Annotated in this window: 12 protein-coding genes and 1 tRNA gene; 8 read left to right on the forward strand and 5 right to left on the reverse strand. The window is 51.3% G+C overall.

Going from position 1 to position 17,995, the window contains the following annotated elements:
* Positions 1 to 30: 30 nt before the first annotated feature.
* From KF749_04215 to KF749_04225, 3 genes are all read right to left on the reverse strand, one after another.
* Positions 31 to 3,186, reverse strand: coding sequence for a hypothetical protein (locus KF749_04215; protein MBX2990358.1), 3,156 nt, complete (start codon positions 3,184 to 3,186; stop codon positions 31 to 33).
* A gap of 472 nt (positions 3,187 to 3,658) precedes the next feature.
* Entirely contained in the window at positions 3,659 to 4,336 is a 678-nt protein-coding gene (locus KF749_04220; protein MBX2990359.1) for a response regulator transcription factor, read from the reverse strand.
* 70 nt (positions 4,337 to 4,406) lie between these two features.
* Positions 4,407 to 7,466, reverse strand: a complete 3,060-nt coding sequence (locus KF749_04225) for a hypothetical protein (protein ID MBX2990360.1) — start codon at positions 7,464 to 7,466, stop codon at positions 4,407 to 4,409.
* Between the two features lie 146 nt (positions 7,467 to 7,612).
* Here KF749_04225 and KF749_04230 point away from each other — a divergent pair, with 146 nt between their 5' ends.
* Positions 7,613 to 8,032: a secondary thiamine-phosphate synthase enzyme YjbQ gene (locus KF749_04230; protein ID MBX2990361.1), complete on the forward strand. Its 420-nt coding sequence runs from the start codon at positions 7,613 to 7,615 to the stop codon at positions 8,030 to 8,032.
* On the opposite strand, the gene KF749_04235 is transcribed toward KF749_04230, so the two are convergent.
* Both KF749_04235 and KF749_04240 read right to left on the reverse strand, forming a co-directional pair.
* The gene (locus tag KF749_04235) at positions 8,033 to 8,836 is read right to left on the reverse strand and encodes a hypothetical protein (GenBank protein ID MBX2990362.1); all 804 of its coding nucleotides are present in this window, start codon (positions 8,834 to 8,836) and stop codon (positions 8,033 to 8,035) included.
* Between the two features lie 173 nt (positions 8,837 to 9,009).
* Positions 9,010 to 9,092 (reverse strand) — tRNA-Ser (locus KF749_04240).
* 479 nt (positions 9,093 to 9,571) lie between these two features.
* Here KF749_04240 and KF749_04245 point away from each other — a divergent pair.
* The 7 genes from KF749_04245 to KF749_04275 form a co-directional block, all read left to right on the forward strand.
* Positions 9,572 to 10,528 (forward strand): glycosyltransferase family 2 protein, encoded by a 957-nt coding sequence (locus KF749_04245; GenBank protein ID MBX2990363.1) that lies wholly within the window; start codon positions 9,572 to 9,574, stop codon positions 10,526 to 10,528.
* The gene (gene rfbF / locus KF749_04250) at positions 10,528 to 11,301 is read left to right on the forward strand and encodes a glucose-1-phosphate cytidylyltransferase (protein MBX2990364.1); all 774 of its coding nucleotides are present in this window, start codon (positions 10,528 to 10,530) and stop codon (positions 11,299 to 11,301) included. The genes KF749_04245 and rfbF overlap by 1 nt, the downstream gene beginning before the upstream one ends.
* Before the next feature lie 12 nt (positions 11,302 to 11,313).
* Positions 11,314 to 12,357: an NAD(P)-dependent oxidoreductase gene (locus KF749_04255; protein MBX2990365.1), complete on the forward strand. Its 1,044-nt coding sequence runs from the start codon at positions 11,314 to 11,316 to the stop codon at positions 12,355 to 12,357.
* A gap of 4 nt (positions 12,358 to 12,361) precedes the next feature.
* Positions 12,362 to 13,642, forward strand: coding sequence for a class I SAM-dependent methyltransferase (locus KF749_04260; GenBank protein ID MBX2990366.1), 1,281 nt, complete (start codon positions 12,362 to 12,364; stop codon positions 13,640 to 13,642).
* Positions 13,643 to 13,698: 56 nt separating this feature from the next.
* Complete coding sequence (locus KF749_04265; GenBank protein ID MBX2990367.1) at positions 13,699 to 15,024, forward strand: T9SS type A sorting domain-containing protein; 1,326 nt, start codon at positions 13,699 to 13,701, stop codon at positions 15,022 to 15,024.
* A 102-nt stretch (positions 15,025 to 15,126) separates the two neighbouring features.
* A complete protein-coding gene (locus KF749_04270; protein MBX2990368.1) occupies positions 15,127 to 16,779 on the forward strand; it encodes a T9SS type A sorting domain-containing protein in 1,653 nt (550 codons plus the stop codon).
* A 166-nt stretch (positions 16,780 to 16,945) separates the two neighbouring features.
* The coding region (locus KF749_04275; GenBank protein ID MBX2990369.1) for a methyltransferase domain-containing protein at positions 16,946 to 17,995 on the forward strand (1,050 nt) is incomplete at its 3' end.

Consider the following 17,995-nt stretch of genomic DNA (forward strand, 5'->3'; position numbering starts at 1 on the left):
TTTGGAACTTCGCAAAACCCCGTCACTCATTCAATGACCCGATTGAGTTATTCTCCCCTTCAATCGCACAATCGTGCCTGATGTGATTGCGTGCTCGAAGGAAAGTTCGCTATCAATTTCTTCCGCCCGCTTCGTCATGTTCCGAAGGCCGTGGCCTCGCTTTGTGTGCCGCGATGCATGGCCGGTTGCGGGCATTCCCTTTCCGTTATCTTCAACAATCAACTCAAAACCTCCTTGATAAATAACAAACGCAACGGAGATGAGAGAGGCCCCTGCATGTCGAACGGCATTCGCCAGCGACTCCTTGAAAATGAGATCCACGTTTCGTCGGACGTTTTCCGTGATGGTGATGCCTTCGATGTGTTCGGCAAGATTGACTTCATACTTGAGTTGGTGAGCGCGACACATGTCTGCCGTGGTAAGGCGGATGCGGGCCAGCAGACTTTCAAGCGTATCATGGTTCGGCGAAACCGACCAAACAATGTCACTCATCGCCTCTTCGGCTTCCGTGAGAAGCGAGCTTGTCCTGTCGAGAAACTCCTTTGACTGTGCCGGAATATCCTTGAGCTGCCCCTTTACCGATTCAATGAAGAAACCGGCGCTTCCGACAGTCGAAGCAAGATCGTCGTGCAAATCGCGGGCAATGCGTTCACGCGTCCGCAGGCGTTCCTCCTGGAATTCTTTCTCCCGCTCAAGTTGGGCAATGCGCTTCTTGAGCTTTTGGGTCGAGATGAACCTCACTGTTCCTCCAAACGTGACAACACCCAAAGCGGCCATCAATCCGATAAACCAACCGGTTCGCCAAAACGGCGGGACAATCGTGACATTGATCAATGTTCCTGCTTCATTCCATACACCATCGTTGTTACCCGCCTTCACCCGAAACACATATTCACCCGGGTCGAGATTTGTGTAACGCGCCTCCCTCCTTTTGCCGCAGAACACCCATCCTTTGTCGAACCCTTCCATCATGTACGCGTACCGGTTTTCCTGCGGATTGGTAAACTCGAGTCCGGCAAACTCGAAGGAGAAAACAGATTCATTGTACGATAATGTGATGTTATCGGCAGCCGAAATATCCTCATCAAGTTGTGCGGGTTGGTCGAATTTCTTGAATCGTGTAAGCACGACTTTCGGCAAAACAGGATTATCCTTCACACTGTCGGGAAAGAACGCATTGAACCCGTTCACGCCGCCAAAGAACATTTCCCCTTCTGCTGTCTGAAAGTAGGTATTTGTATTGAATTCGGAAGACTGTAACCCATCATGAACGGCATAGTTGCGGAACCGGGGTTTCTCAGGATCGGCGGTCGTCATTTTGGAGAGGCCCCGATTTGTGCTGATCCACAAATTTCGGTGATGGTCCATCAACACACCGTAAATGAAATCATTCGGCAGGCCGTCGGCGGTTCCGTACCTTCGCCATGATTCCTTGACGGGGTCAAACCGGTTCAACCCGTCTTCCGTTCCGATCCAAAGAATGCCGTCAGGGTCAACGCAGATGGTTTTTACGGAATTGTGTGAGATGGAATTCGCGTTCCGGGGATGAGATTTGTACTGCTTGACTAATTGTCCGTCAGGAGAAAACCTCAGCAGGCCGATTCCCAGTGACCCGCACCAAATCCCGTTCCGGTCGGCGGCAAAACACAATGCGCCCGGCGCAACGTAGGATGTATCAATTCGATCGAGCGTAAGTACAGGTTCGAGAATATCCCGTTGGCGATCATAGCGCAGCACACCCGTGGCCGACCCGACCCATACATCTCCCGACGAATCTTCGCAGAACGCCGTGATAATCCGGCCTCTGGAATCATCGCGGGCAATGCCGCGAAGATCGTACTCTCTGAATCGCTTCGATGAAGCATCAGCACGATACAGTCCTTTCACCGTGCCGACCCACACAGAACTGCGGCTGTCTTCAAAAAGTGCAAAAACACTATTGGCGCCAGCACCACCTGGCCCCGAAAATTCGTCGTAGAGCCGCTTGACGTTTCCGGTTTTTCTGTCGAGAACAGCAACCCCCTGATTGTACATTCCGAGCCACACACGGTTTTCCCGGTCGACCATCAGAGCTTTGAAGAAGTTGTCTCCCGTATCCGTTTTTCGTGATGGAGGGAGAAGTATATGCTTGAATTTGTTGCGGCGAGGATTGATCATGACAACGCCGGCCCCGTCATATCCTACCCAAATCAAACCGGAACGATCGCGGCAGACAGAGGCAACTTTGTCATAAAATGTATTTGTGGGAGAATACGGAACAATCCGGGTAAACCTGTTTTTCTTTTCGTCAAAAACATTCAGCCCGCCTGAAGTCGTGCCAATCCACAAACGTCCTTCCTCATCGGCACACACAGCCTTGACAACGTCGCTGCTGATAGTTCCGGGATTGCCGGACTCGTGACCCCATTTCCGCCAGGTGTTGTTTGCCGGATCTAACGCGTAAAGCCCTATGCTGGCGCCACTACTTCCCATCCAGAGAATACCGGCCTTATCCATATAGAGACATCTACCACCTTCAACCCGTTGACCCGGCAAAAGAACCGACACAAAACGCTTCGACGCGTATTCGTACTTCATGATGCGATCCGGCATCGACAACCAGACGTTTCCTTCGTCATCAACAAAATGAGCCCGTACGTTTTCGCCATCAGCCTTCAATCCCAAATCGGTGGCGTGATACTCGCGAAGTCTCCCGGACGAATCGAGAACCGACACTCCCTCCGCCGAAGAAATCCAGATGTTGCCGTCTCTGTCTTCGACAAGCGAGTAAATTATTGAACGGAGATGAGCCGCGTGATAGGCCGCATCGTCAGGAAGGTATGAGAAGGTTTCAGTCCGTCGATCGAAACGATGGAGCCCCTGTAGTGTTCCGACCCAAATCCTTCCTGCTCTGTCCTCAAGCAGCGACCAGACGGTATTGCTTCGTAAAGAAGACGAGTCCCTCGCGTCATGGCGATAGACTTTGAAAGTGTATCCATCAAAGCGGTTCAGCCCGTCGGCGGTGCCGAACCACATGAAGCCTTGACTATCCTGAATAATACACCAGATGGAGCTTTGCGAGAGGCCGTCTTCAACAGAGTACGTTTGGATCCGATGGTCGAGAATGTTGAACTGGGCCAATAATTCTTGTCGCGTAAAAAGAACGCTAACAAGCAGACACGCCCGTGCAACCAGTGCCAGCGCCATGCGCTCCGAATCCGAGTTGAGTTGGGTAAATGTGGAAAGTGTGCAGCTAAGGTAGGGAGAGAGGCGAGCAAATGCAAGAACAGTAGTTCATCCGACTCTCCCGGTACCGATCAGAATTCACACTTCACGGTCACTTTTTCCTTCGCAAGGTCAAATTTACCCCGATTGAATTGACGTTTGCTCGAAAATTATGTTCCCGTGAAAAGCTCGACAATGGCACAGTGTGGGAGGAGTGCATGGTCGGGAACACTCAGGAGGAAACCATCGAATGAAACGTAGTGAAAAGGTACTTCTTGTATTTCTTTGTACAATTCTCTTGCTCGCGTTCTTTTCGGCGAGAGTCTCCGGAACCACTACTCACAACACTATGTTCAACGCGCCGCCAAAGATGCTCTTGAAGCCTGAGCACCGCGCTACTGGCTTTTGTCGTCACACAACACGGGAAGGCTGCGTTATGCTTTCTCGATTCCGGCTACACCAGCCCGCGGTCAAGCGCCACCCGGACAGCCAGCGCCCGTGAATGTACGTGCAGCTTCTTGTAGATATTCTTGATGTGGGTTTTGACGGTATGAGGCGAGATGAAGAGTTTCTTTGCAAGGGTCTGGTACGTTTCGCCATGAACGAGTCCCTGCAGCAATTCAAGTTCACGTTCGGAAAGATCGAATTCAACCGGCGGCGGAACGGGAAGGCTTACTTTTGAATTGCCGACAGATTTCTCGCGAAGAAATGAAAGCACTGTACGGGCAATGGATTGCGACATAGGGGCACCTCCAGCGTGCAACTCCCTGACGGCATCAACAACCTTCTCGATAGGGTCATCTTTCAGAAGATATCCCGCCGCGCCTGCCTGAATTGCCTGAAAGATTTTCACTTCGTCTTCGAACACTGTGAACATCATGATTTCTGCTTCGGGGAAGAGTTCCCTTGCAGCGATTGTTGTTTCGATGCCGCTCATGCCGGGAAGTTCAATATCCATTAGGATGATGTCAGGAATCTGGCTGGGAGGCAATTTGCGTAATCCCGAGAGCGCCCCTTCCCCCGATGCGTATGTTGCAACAAGCTTGATGTCTTCGAAGAACTCGAACTGTTCTTCAAAGCGTTTCCGCAAGGATGAATTATCCTCAACGAATGCGACTTTTATGATATTCATGGTGATTGAAGTTGCCTATTCATCAAAAAACCTTCAATACCCCAAAGGCGGTATTTCCGATACGACTTGTTTACTGTGCAACATCTGCATCAGGAATTCGAACGGGGATTTCGAATTTCACTTCCGTGCCGCGTCCGCTCGACTCAAGCCATAACAAGCCGCCCAATTCTTCCGCACGCCTGCGCATGTTGGTTACGCCGTTCCCTTCCAGTTCACTACCTGCCGCCCGTCGCATGCCAACACCATTATCCTTCACTGAAATGCAAATTCTGTCGGAACCGGGGGAAGACAATGTCACCGATATCAGCGATGCACGCGCATGCTTCACACAGTTCGTCAGTGCTTCCTGCACAAAGCGGAAGCAATTGAGAGCCTGTGTCGGGGTCAATTCGATGGCGGGATTGCTTGAGAACTCAACACTCAATTCTGTCGCATCCTGCAATTCCATCTGTCTGCGTGAGTACGCTTCGACCTGTGCAGCAAACCGGTCGAGCGTCATTGACTCGGTTTTCATTGCCCAGATTGTTTCACGGAGTTGCAGCATACTTGAACGGGCATCTTGTTGCAGAGCCTTCAGCAGACGTTGTGCACGGGTTTCCGCGGGCGGCGAGTATTTCCCAACAAGATCAAGCCCCGAAATAATATTCACCAGCTGGGCCCCTACGTGATCATGCAGATCTCTGGAAATTCTCTCGCGTTCTGCCTGAATTGCCCGCTCACGTTCCAATTCGTCCACCTTCTTTCTCAACTTTCTGACCGAAACATACCGGACAATTCCTCCAAAAGCTCCTGCCACAACAAGAACCATGGAAGCAATGAACCACCACCGCTCCCAAAAGGGAGGCAGAATAGTAAACGAGATGGTCGCAGGCACAGCCGAGACGACATTATTGCCGTTGATTGCGAGAACGGAGAACGTGTAGTTACCATCATTCAGATTGCGGTAATGAACCTCCCGGTCTCTTGTCAGCCGCGACCAATCTTCTTCAAGGGGTTCAAGCTTGAAACGATAGCGAACATCTTCCTCATCCAAATAGCTCAACCCTGCGAAACTGATGCTGATGTTGTTCTGAAAATGTTCAAGATCTACCGGTTGAGGATTCGGAAGTTCCCGCGTAGGCATATGAAAGAACACCCGCAACGTGTCATTCAGCAATCCTGTGATTCGGACACGGGGCGGAACCGTGTTCTGTTCGAGTTGGTCAAGATCGATCTTTGAAACGCCGCCGGTCGTTGCGATCCACAGCGAATTATCGGAAAGGCGATAGTCGGCTTGCGTGATGCTGGCGGCAGGAGTGGGCCGCAACATTGACGAACCGAAGGAAATCAACTCGCCGGCGCGGAGCTGGTGAAGCGATCTTTCCGTCAGTATCCAGAGCGCATCGGGCACCCCTTTGACCTTCCCTATCCACAAGACCGAGTTGCCCTGCAACCCGAATTTTTCATTAATCACAGCGGCTCTTCCTTTGTGCATTCGCGCCAGACCTTTTCCGGTACCGAACCAGATCGTTTCCTCCTCCTCAAACACCGAATAGATCTCGTGAGAGGGAAGTCCCTGCTCCACGGAAAACTTTTCAAATACGCCATCACGCAGACGCGAGGCGCCGTTGTCGCGGGAAAGGAACCAAAGCGAGTTGTAGCCCGGAACAATTCCCTCAATCATCTGCGAGGGCATCCCGTCGGCTTCATCGAGAAGGCGCGTCCGGCCATTGATCGTGTGATACGTTCCCGACCCGTACGAACCGCTCCATCGGCCCCCGGCTGAGTCAAAATAGATAGTTGAAACTCCACCTCCGACTCTTACCCCATCCTCGCGTCGAAGGGTTCTTCGAAACCCATCACGTTCGGAAGGCCCGTAGAGAAACTCAAAAGTCCCCACAAGTATCTTGCCTTGGGGGTTTTCGGCAACGGCCCGGACTTCGGCGAATGAACTGTTGCGCAGCGAAAGCCTTCCGTCGCGATCCAGCATTCCCAGGAAGCGGTTGCCTCCGAGCCAGACGTTCTGTTTCGAATCACAAAACACAGCGGAGATGTTTGCCGTTGGAAGTCCCGATTCAATTGTAAAGAAACTGATATGATCGTGCGAAAGCCTTTTTGCGCCACCCCCGAACGTTCCAAGCCACAACGAGCCTTCATGATCGCGAAACATTGATTGCAGAAATTCAGGATCAATTCCCTCTTCTTTCTTGTACAATCGTATCGAATCGCCGGCGATTCGAAAAAGCCCGATTCGCGTTGCAGCCCAGATTGTCGAGTCATTTTCTTCGGACATGCCGTACACAGTTGGAAGTGAGCCGGGGAGCGTGATTGTTTTTTTCAATCGAACGGATGCCCCTTTGTCTTCTATCTCAAGCACGGCAATTGCATTGAGTCCGCCCAACCATACCTCGCCGCCTTCACGAACGAGAACACTTGATGCGTTTTGGCCAGAATAGCGGGTAGTTTGAGGAGGGAGTTCAATTGTATGTGATGCAATATGATGATCGTTCGTCGGTGTAATGCGGGTTAGCGTTCCTCTACCGACACAGTAGATAGCGCCATCATGCTGAAAGAGAAGGCCGGCATCAACCGATGAACGTTCACTTGCCACGGAAATACTGTCTCTAAAGAGAACGCTCACGCCACTGTGACTTTGAAGATAAATTCTCCCGAACTTATCTTCTGTAATTCTCGGAATAACAGAATCGGGAAGGCCGTGTTGCGTTGAATATGTCCGGAATTGCCTCCCGTCGAAACTGCACGCCCCTCCCTTGTAGGTACCGAACCACATCGTTCCGTCCGAAGATTGATGAATGCTGTATATCAGATTCGCCGGGAGTCCGTCGAACGTGGAGTAGTTCCGGAAATGATGCCCGTCGTACACCGAAACGCCGCGATCAGTGCCGAACCACATGAACCCGTCCCGATCCTGATACAATGAGAAAATGTAGTTGCTGGGAAGGCCCGTCGCTCTGGTGTATGTTCTGAGGGCGAGTTGCTGCGGAAAGGAAAGTGTCGGCAAGGCAACAATCAAGAGAACAGAAGCAAGCAGGATACTGCTGATACTGCTGATCCTGCTCGACCTGTGTGCGCGACCAACATACGGCCGCAAGGCTTCGTTTGCAGACCTATGCCTCAGCAAATGGACCATATTGCGTGAAACTGATGAATTCCCCTCAGGAGAGATGATACCTGCACTAATTAATCGCTAACCGGATTGAATTGCAAGAACCAGGATTGAAAAGCGGGTAATTCTGTTCTATCTTGACGGAGAAACACAACACTCCAGAGGATAAAATGGAAATCAAAACCGGACAATTCTCCGTCCCCACGAAAGGCGGCTCGGAAGTGCTCGACATTACGCAGCATGTTGACAACATCCTTTCCCGTCACAAGATGCAGGAAGGAAGCGTCACGGTTTTCGTGGTCGGCTCGACAGCCTCGATTGCCACAACGGAATTCGAGCCCGGCTTGAGAAAGGACATTCCCGAAGCCCTCGACAAGCTTGCACCCAAAAACCACTGCTACCATCACAATGATACGTGGCACGACGGCAACGGGCACTCGCATGTTCGGGCGGCGATGATGGGCTGCTCGATAACGATCCCCTTTATGAACGGAAGAATGATGCTGGGAACATGGCAGCAAATTGTGTTGGTAGATCACGACAACCGCCCTCGAGAGCGGACGATCGTGGTTCAGGCAATCGGAAAGTGACTATTCGGGCAATTCTCCGTAGTCCAACTCCGAGCCGAAGAGGCTGTGCGGGATCAGAAAGACAATCAGCGTTATCATCGCCGCCGCGAATACCCAAGTCTTTGGTTGGTTGGATTTGAACAGCGCTATTGCAGCAACGATCCACGCTACAAACGCAATCAGCGTTTTGTTGTCCGTGAGATCGGTGCCGAAAGGGATGCCCGTCCAGTACTCACCGAAAGCATACTTCTGCACTATCGGGCCAAGTATCATCCCCCCGACCGTCATCAGGCCGAGCGTCCAGATCGTAAGACCCTTCAGATTTGGCTTGCTGTTGAAGATTTCAATACCTGCCCGGTTCGAAAACAGCATAGCTGCAAACATTGCTATGACGTGCGGGATAAGAGCGCCAGCCGGCACATCCCCCTTGAATCGGATTACTACAGTACCGGATGAAGGCATCTGTGTTTGTTCCCTGCCTTTCGTCAGATGCACCTTGTATTCGAGTTTGCCCGCCGGAGGCTGATGCGGAAGTTCCGCAACGAGTTCATTCGCCCTTCTTGTCATCTCCACCTCGGTCCATTCGTCCTTTGTCTTGAACCGCTTCCAGTGTAACACTCCGGAAATTGATTCATCAGGCACAGGTATACTCACGAGGGCGTTGCCATCCCCGCCGTGACTTCGTAACAAGTTGTATGTAACCGAGAGGCCGTCAACAACCACCTTTCCCGAAAGAGGATACGTCGGGCCGGTAGTCCGTTGGTAGTAAGCGGCGGCAAGAGTAATTATTAATGAGATGAACCAGAACAGTAGAGGGCGTGCCATAAGAAATCGCGTGGGTGTTGTTTGCAAGAACGATGATTAAATCCAACTCTCAAGAAAGGTAATTAAAACCGGATTTGAGATAAGGCGGAAGATTGAGGGGAAACTTCTTTGATTGCGGATGAGCCTCCGGCTCAAAACCTCGAACAGTTGATGGCGCAACTTCCGTCGTGTTGCGGAGAGCCGAGGATTCGAACCTCGAAGCCCTTGCGGGCGCCGGTTTTCAAGACCGGTGCAATAGCCGTTCTGCCAGCTCTCCAAAAATCCGAACCAAATCTACTCATTTGGGTGGCACGTTTCAAGAAGAAAATTATGTTTTGCGTGGCATACGTCACGAACATCGTTTGTGGATTTCGTACGTTTGGTCTGACTCTTTCATCCCTCGCTGCAATAAGGTTCACTGCAGGCCTTCGATTACTGCTGAACTGAGAGAGAGCCGTTCGGGCAAACAGAATTCAGTTCTTTAAAATAAAATAGGGAGAATGCAAGTTTCCTTCTGTGCTTCGCCGCGCGCAACACGAGTTTCGACGATCCTCCGCAAAGAAGGCAAGTTTGTATTCTCCCGACCCATTTTATAGCCCCTTCTAAGCGTTCTCCCGCAGAAACAATCACACATCTCATCACACGGACACGATGTCCGCTCACGGTCTCACTTGATGCATGTCAAGTAATGCCATGTTTTTGCCGATATATTGATGAGAGGGACTCGTCTCATCACGTACTTGCAAAACAACGGATATGAACATTCAATCTCCCCTGCCTTTAGTCAGTATCGGACTGCCGGTGCATAACGGGGAGGAGTTTCTTGCATCCGCCATCGAGTCTATCCTCTCGCAAACGTATTCCCATTTCGAATTGATCATTTCCGACAATGCGTCGACTGACGGCACGCAGGCGATTTGCAGGGCGTTTGCAGCGTTGGATAACCGCGTCCGATATGTTCGGAACAAGACAAACGCCGGGGCTGCAAGAAACTACAACGCCACAGTTGAGCGCGCAACGGGAACGTACTTCAAGTGGGCATCGCACGACGATCTCTGCAGGCCAACGTTCATTCAACGATGTGTCGATGTTCTCGAAACATATCCCGAGGTAGTGCTGGCGTATCCCAAAACGATTATCATCAATGAATCCGGCAACGTGATAAATGATCGGTTCGAGGATCTATACAATCTTCGCTGGAAAACGCCCTCGCGACGCTACAAAGCATTTACGAAAACTCCGTTGGACTGCAATCCCGTGTTCGGCCTTATGCGGTTGAGTGCCCTGAGAAGAACACCGGGCATCGGCCCGTACGAATCGTCGGACAGAGTGTTGTTAGGCGAACTCGCGTTGTTAGGCGAGATTGCAGAAGTACCCGAACGGCTCTTTCTCCGGCGCTATCATCCGCATGTGTCGACATTTGCATGTAAGTCAAAGAAGGAAATTGCCGCATGGTTTGACCCCTCCTCAACAGGACGCTTCACAAGGCTGCAACGATTCGTCGAGTACATCCGGTCCATTTATCGAGTACATCTCTCCTTCGGGGAGCGGTTCATGTGTGTGTGGTATCTGCTTCTGTTTTATGCCCAGACTTACACACAACCCGCCCGGTGGGGGCGGATCGTGAAGCAAGAGAATGCAAAATTCTCCCTCGCAACGTATTCGCAGTACAAGCCCGCAAAAACCGTACACGAAAAAGAGGAAATCTATTGATGAAAGTGGGTATCCTCGCAGGCGGAGTCGGGAGCAGGCTTGCCGAAGAAACCGAAATAAAGCCCAAACCAATGGTGGAGATCGGCGGCAGGCCGATTTTGTGGCACATTATGATGCACTACTCGTCCTACGGGTTCAGCGATTTTGTGATAGCCCTTGGCTACAAAGGCGAGCAGATCAAAAAGTACATAGTTGATTACGCCTCTCTCACCGGAAACCTCAAAGTCAACGTCCGGACACGGCATGTCGAAACCGGTGGAGGGTACCGGCCCGACTGGAACGTTGACCTCGTTGACACCGGAATCGCCACGCTGACCGGCGGACGGATTAAACGTCTGGCGCCGTATTTCGGCGACGGAACATTCATGCTCACGTGGGGCGACGGCGTCTCCGACGTGAATCTGAACAAGCTCATCGATTTTCACAAAAGTCACGGCAAACTTGCAACGTTGACTGCCGTTCGACCTCCTGCGCGGTTTGGTCATCTTCAGTTCGAGGGCAGCCGGGTTTCCTCGTTCGAGGAAAAGCCGCAAACATCCGAAGGCTGGATCAACGGAGCGTTCTTCGTCCTCGAGCCCGGCATCTTCGACTATATTCACGGAGACGACACTCCATGGGAAGGAGAACCGATGAAACGGCTTGCAGCCGACGGCCAGCTCATGGCCTACAAGCACGAATCGTTCTGGCAGTGCATGGATACCCTGCGTGATAAGAGAATGCTGGATGAACTCTGGCGACGTAACGAAGCCCCGTGGAAGATCTGGAATGATTAGGGTAGACTTCTGATGCGAGTACTCGTGACAGGACATCTCGGCTACATCGGAACAGTACTCGTTCCAAAGCTTCTCGAGCAGGGACATGAAGTTGCCGGCCTTGACAGCAACCTGTTCAGGCGTTGCACGTTCTGTAACGGGATTCGTGTAATTCCCGAGTTGCTGAAGGATGTGCGAGACATCCAGCCGGAGGATCTCGATGGATATGAAGCAATCATCCACCTTGCGGCTCTCTCAAATGACCCGTTGGGTGATTTGAATCCGGAGTTGACTCTCGAGATCAATCACCGGGCTTCGGTTCGTTTTGCAGAGATCGCAAAAGAGGCGGGGGTGGCTCGCTTCATTTTCTCATCATCGTGCAGCAACTACGGGGCAAGCGACGGGCATTTTCTCGATGAGACATCTCCCGCGAATCCTGTTACTCCCTACGGCCGATCAAAAGTCCTCGTTGAGGAGGATGTCGCTCAACTTGCCGACGCCGCGTTCAGCCCTACGTTTCTCCGCAATGCAACTGCGTACGGCATCTCTCCCCGCCTGCGGTTTGACCTTGTTCTGAACAATCTTGTTGCCTGGGCATGCACAACCGGAAAGGTGTTCATCAAAAGCGATGGAACGCCATGGCGCCCGATTGTTCACGTTGAGGATATTGCCCGGGCTTTCGTTGCCGTGCTTCAGGCTCCTCTACACAGTGTGTACAATCAGGCGTTCAATATCTGCCGCACTGAAGAAAATTATCGAGTACGCGAGTTGGCTGAAATCGTACGCGAGATTGTGCCGAACTGCAAAATCGAATACGCGTCAGGCGGCGGGCCGGACTTGCGCAACTACCGCGTCGACGGATCCAAGATCAAGGATGCGATTCCGGAATTCATTCCGTTATGGAACGCACGCAAAGGCGTTGAACAACTTTACATCGCATACAAGAACATCGGCTTGAAACTTGAAGATTTTGAAGGTCCGAGATTCAAGCGGATCGATCATATCAATCATCTCATCAACACCGGGATGCTGGACGAATCGCTGAGATGGAAGTATGAACAGCTTGTCACAGTCTGAGACAATGATACGCGAATTAACACGGTGTCTTGCGTGCGGCAACAGCAATCTGTTCCCGATCATCGACTTTGGCGAAACTCCGCTTGCAGATGCACTGATCCGCAAGGAAGATCTGGACAAGCCTGAACTACTGGCGGAACTCAAGCTGGTGTTTTGCCCGGCCTGCGCCCTTGTCCTGATAACACAGGTCGTCTCGCCCGAAATCCTCTTCTGCCGTAACTATCCTTATTACTCGTCTGTTTCCCCTTCGTTGTTGCAGCATTTCCGCGACAGCGCATATCGCATCATTGCATCACGAAATCTGGATAGTAGCAATCTTGTGATTGAGGCTGCCAGCAACGACGGCTACATGCTAAGGACATTCTCGGACGCAGGAATTCAGGTGATGGGCATTGACCCTGCGGAAGGCCCTGCAACAATAGCACAACGAAGAGGAATTTGTACACTCAAGACGTTCTTTTGCCGTTCTCTTGCACAAGAATTGGCCCGATACGGCAAGCGCGCGGATGTCTTTCTCGCGAATAATGTTCTTGCACATGTTCCCGATTTGAATGGCTTCGTTGACGGAATTCGGATTGTTCTGAAGGATACAGGAATTGCGGTGATCGAAGTTCCCTATGTTGTCGATCTCGTTGATCATGTGGAATTCGATACAATCTACCATCAACACCTATGCTACTTCTCGGTAACGGCACTCGACAACTTGTTCCGTCGCCATTCGCTATTTCTCAATGAACTGGAGCGAACTGCTATACATGGCGGCTCGCTGAGGCTTTTTGTGGAATTGCGGGAGAATGTCGGGCAATCGGTTTCCGATGTGCTTGCGTTCGAGCGCGAGCGAAAAGTGAACGGGCTTGAGTTCTATCAGGATTTCGTTGCAAAGGCGCAGAATGTCCGGGACGAACTCCGGAAAATGCTTTCAATACTCAAGTCTGCCGGATCCAGTATTGCAGGATACGGGGCCGCCGCAAAAGCAACCACCATGATGGCCTACGCAGGGATTGACAGGTCCCATCTCGATTTCATTGCCGACCTCAGCCCTGTCAAGCACAACAAATATATGGGAGGGAACAGAATTCCCATTGTGCCGCCATCGGAGATCATGGAGAGAATGCCGGACTACGTTCTTATTCTGGCATGGAATTTCGGCAGGGAAATAATGCAGCAACTGCGCAAGTATGCGGAACAAGGCGGGAAGTTCATCATTCCTCTCCCTGAACCCACTGTAGTTGAGTACGATGAAGTGACTAAGGATTTCGCGCAAAAAGCCGATAACCGGACATAAGGGTTACCGGGAAGTTACCATATGCATGTATTATTCGTAGCCTGGGAGGGCAAATTATGAAACAAGGAGTACTTTCGTCCTTGACCTTATTCGCTGTGCTGGTAATGGCATTCACTCATTCGGCACAGGGACAGGGAATTCGATCGAGCGAGTTTGACGGCGCTGTTTTGGATACGTTCTGGACATTCGTGGATCCGCGGGGAGGCTGCACATTGACGATGACCGGAACACATGCAAACATCAGCATCCCAGCCGGGCTTTCACGCGATCCTGTTTCGTACGGTCAAGGTGGGAACAGGGCTCCAAGACTTGTTCAACGCGTTGGACCTCCCGGGTCGGATGTGGGAGATTTCGGGCTCATTGCAAAATTCGACGGAGTTCAAACACTTCAGTACCAGATCCAGGGCATCCTTGCGATTCAGGATGAATACAACTATGTCCGATCCGAATTCTTCAGCGATTCTTCCGGCATCAATGCACTACTCTTCACGTTTGATAACGACGGCCAGTACACCGCCCAAAAAAGACATTTGCTGCCCGATCTTCCGAGCGGTTGTGTTCCGCTTCTTCTCCGACTTGACCGCTGGGAAAACATCTTCACACAATACTACTCCACTGATGGTGGCGGAAGTTGGATTCGAGTCGATTCGGTTATGCACACAATCAACGTCGATTCGATTGCAGTGTATGCCGCAAGTTCTGACTCGGTTCAAGTACCTCGCGACCCCGATATTCATGCCCCTGCCTTTGAGGGATTCATCGACTATCTGCGGTTCGTTCCGTTTCTTCCCGTTCAATTGGCAAGTTTCACGGCGATTCCGCAGGGAATTGACAACATCGTCCTCAACTGGATGACGATTTCCGAAACGAATAACTACGGATTCAATGTACAGAAGGCTCTCGATGCCCCGACGGGTTTTCAGACGGTGCCGAACAGCTTCGTGCCGGGTCATGGTACAACGCTTGAACCGCGGTACTATACATTTACCGACAGGGGCGTAGCCGCAGGCAATTGGTACTACAGGTTGCAGCAGATCGACTTGAACGGGACGATCCACTATTCGGAACCGGTTCATACGAATCTGCTGACGGAAGTCGGCGAGCCTCAATTCAAACCGACAAGACTTGCGCTCGGACAGAACTACCCGAACCCGTTCAATCCGTCAACTGCCATAACGTATGAAGTACCGCAACAGAGTCGAGTTACACTCGAGGTGTTCAACCTGATCGGTCAGAAGGTAGCGACCGTCCTCGACGAAGTGAAGCCTGCCGGATATTACTCGCTTGAGTTCGGCGCTACGCAATTGACAAGCGGTGTGTATATGTACAAGCTCACAGCAGGAAGTTCCTCTCTCGTGAGGAAAATGGTGTTGATGAAATAAGGACGTCGGTCCCGCTCGCGTGGATTTCATCTGCGGCTTGCCCCGTCACTCAACGGGGCGGGCTGTTTTTTTTGAAACGGAACTCGAAGAATTGGCTCTGCGATGATTGACTATCTGAAGAAGAGGTTGTACATAAAAGAAATTCTCGCTGCCTTATTCTTACTGTTTCCAACAAGCATCGCGTCCGCTTCGGGCCCGGCAATTACCATTTGGTCCGGACTGAATCAATCTTTCGGGCAGATTGGAAGTCCGCAAGCAGCAATCAACCTTCTTGGAAATGTCACTGATCCTAATGATGTTACCGATCTATCCTACACACTGAACGGCGGGTCATCCATTCAGCTTTCACAAGGGCCGGATACGCGACGGCTTCTCGCGGCCGGCGACTTCAATATCGACATCAACAAAAGCCTGTTGAACACCGGGTCAAACACCATCGTTATCACAGCCCGTAACGGCCTGAATCAAATCTCAACCGAAACGGTAAACGTCCAATACACAGCCGGTCAGGAATGGCCGCTACCCTACACTATCGACTGGAACACGGCAGGGTCAATCGAAAACGTTGCACAAATTGTTGACGGGCATTGGACTCTTGACAGCGGAAGAATTTACAGCACATACTTGGGCTACGACCGGTTGGTAGCAATCGGCGACACCACATGGGCGGACTACGAAGTAACAGTTCCGATTACCATCTACTGTCTCGACACATCCGGCTTCAACAATGTCAGTCAAACACCGGGAGTCGGGTTGCTTTTCAGATGGACGGGACATACCGATTATCCGATTTCGGGAATGCAGCCGAAATCAGGCTACCTCCCTCTCGGCGCTATTGGATGGTACAGTTGGGAGTATATGAACCCCGCCAATGTCAGGCTGAATATTGTGGGGAACAATCTCAACGTTCTGCAAACGGACTACAGCGGTTTCCATCTCACATTCGGTGTTGCGTATTATTTCAAGATGAGAGTTGAGACAATTCCGAACGTCGGTGGCCGCTACAAACTGAAGGTGTGGCAGGTTGGAGACACGGAACCTTCCGAGTGGAGATTGGAGGGACAGCAATCCATGAGCGACCCGCAAAAAGGAAGCGTCCTTCTTCTCTCGCATCACGTCGATGCACGATTCGGTAATGTTGTGATTACGCCGGTACCCGACCCCGTTCCTGTGCAACTGTCGAGCTTTACAGCGACGTTGCAGGAAGGAAATACGATCCGGCTGAGTTGGTCAACGATATCGGAGACAAACAACTACGGCTTTGAAGTGCAGAAATCCGGCAACGGAACTCCGTTCGCAACACTACCGAACAGCTTCGTGCCCGGCCACGGAACAACGCTTGAGCCCCGCCACTATAGCTTCACTGATTCCTCTGTTGCTGGCGGTGACTGGAGCTACCGTCTCAAACAAATCGATCTTGACGGAACCGTTCATTTCACGGATCCGGTTCACATACGCGTAACAACGGGAGTTGATGAATCACGCAACCCCGAAGAATTCGCCCTGCATCAGAATTATCCCAATCCGTTCAATCCATCTACAACCATTATGTATGATGTACCGACGGAGAGTCATGTACGACTGGAAGTCTTCAATACTCTCGGACAACGTATCGCATTACTCGTTGATAACAAAGTTGCCCGTGGTCGCAACACCACAACATTCGACGCGACTGCCCTGACAAGCGGCGTGTACATATACCGGTTAACCACACCTCGATCATCCATCTCACGGCGAATGATGGTAGTGAAATAGCCTCCTCCTGCTCAAGGATTCCAAACGACAGGCGAGACTGTCGTTTTCTGTTTGTGACGGAAACTACCGTGCATTGTTCGCCAAAATCACTATATTCGGGCAAGAATTCATGCACACGGAAAGCAACATAACCGCTTCTCGATGTCCGGCTTGCTGTGCTGACGGGATGCAGATCTTCTACGAAGCGGCAAACGTACCTGTTCATAGCGTACTGTTAATGCGGACGCGCGAAGAGGCTCTCTCCTATCCGAAGGGAACAATACAACTCGGCTTCTGCAATTCGTGCGGGTTCATCTCCAACACGTCGTTCGATTCCGGACTGCATGAATACTCCCGGCTGTATGAAGAGACTCAGGGCTTTTCCCCCACGTTCAACGAATTTCATGCATCGTTAGCTCAACGGCTCATTGACAAATACAACTTGCACGAGAAAAACATTATCGAGATCGGTTGCGGCAAGGGCGAGTTCCTGATGATGTTGTGCGAGATGGGCAACAACAGCGGCGTTGGAGTTGACCCTGCTTACGTTCCGGAACGGAACGCGAGTCCGGCAAGAGACCGTGTTACATTCATCAACGATCTGTATTCCGAGAAGTACACGTTCTTGAATGGTGATTTCTACGTCTGCAAGATGACGCTCGAACACGTTCATCCCGTGTACGAATTTGTCAGTATGATACGAAGATCCATCGGGACACGGAAGGATGCGGTAGTTTTCTTTCAGATTCCCAACGTCGCGTATGTTCTCCGCGATGCTGCATTCTGGGATATTTATTACGAACACTGCTCGTATTTCAGCGCGGGTTCGGTTGCGCGCTTGTTCCGCCGATGCGGATTCGACATCCTCTCTCTTTCAACAGAATATACCGATCAGTATCTTACGATCGAGGCGAAGCCTTCGAACGCCAATACGGCTTCTTCTCTTCCTGATGAGAATGATCTTCCCGCAATGCGAACCTTGGTTCACCATTTCACATCGAAATATCCTGAACGTCTGGGCGTGTGGAGGGAAATGATGCGAACCACTATCGATTCAGGGAAAAAGGCTGTTATCTGGGGAGCCGGATCCAAAGGCGTTTCATTTCTGACAAAACTCAACGTTACGTACGAGAGAATGCCGTTTGCTGTTGATGTTAACCCCCATAAACACGGAACATTCATGGCCGGTTGCGCCCAGCAGATTGTCATGCCGGAATTCCTGAAAGAATACAAACCC

The sequence above is a fragment of the Bacteroidota bacterium genome, from assembly GCA_019637975.1.
Lineage (GTDB): Bacteria > Bacteroidota > Ignavibacteria > UBA10030 > UBA6906 > CAADGV01.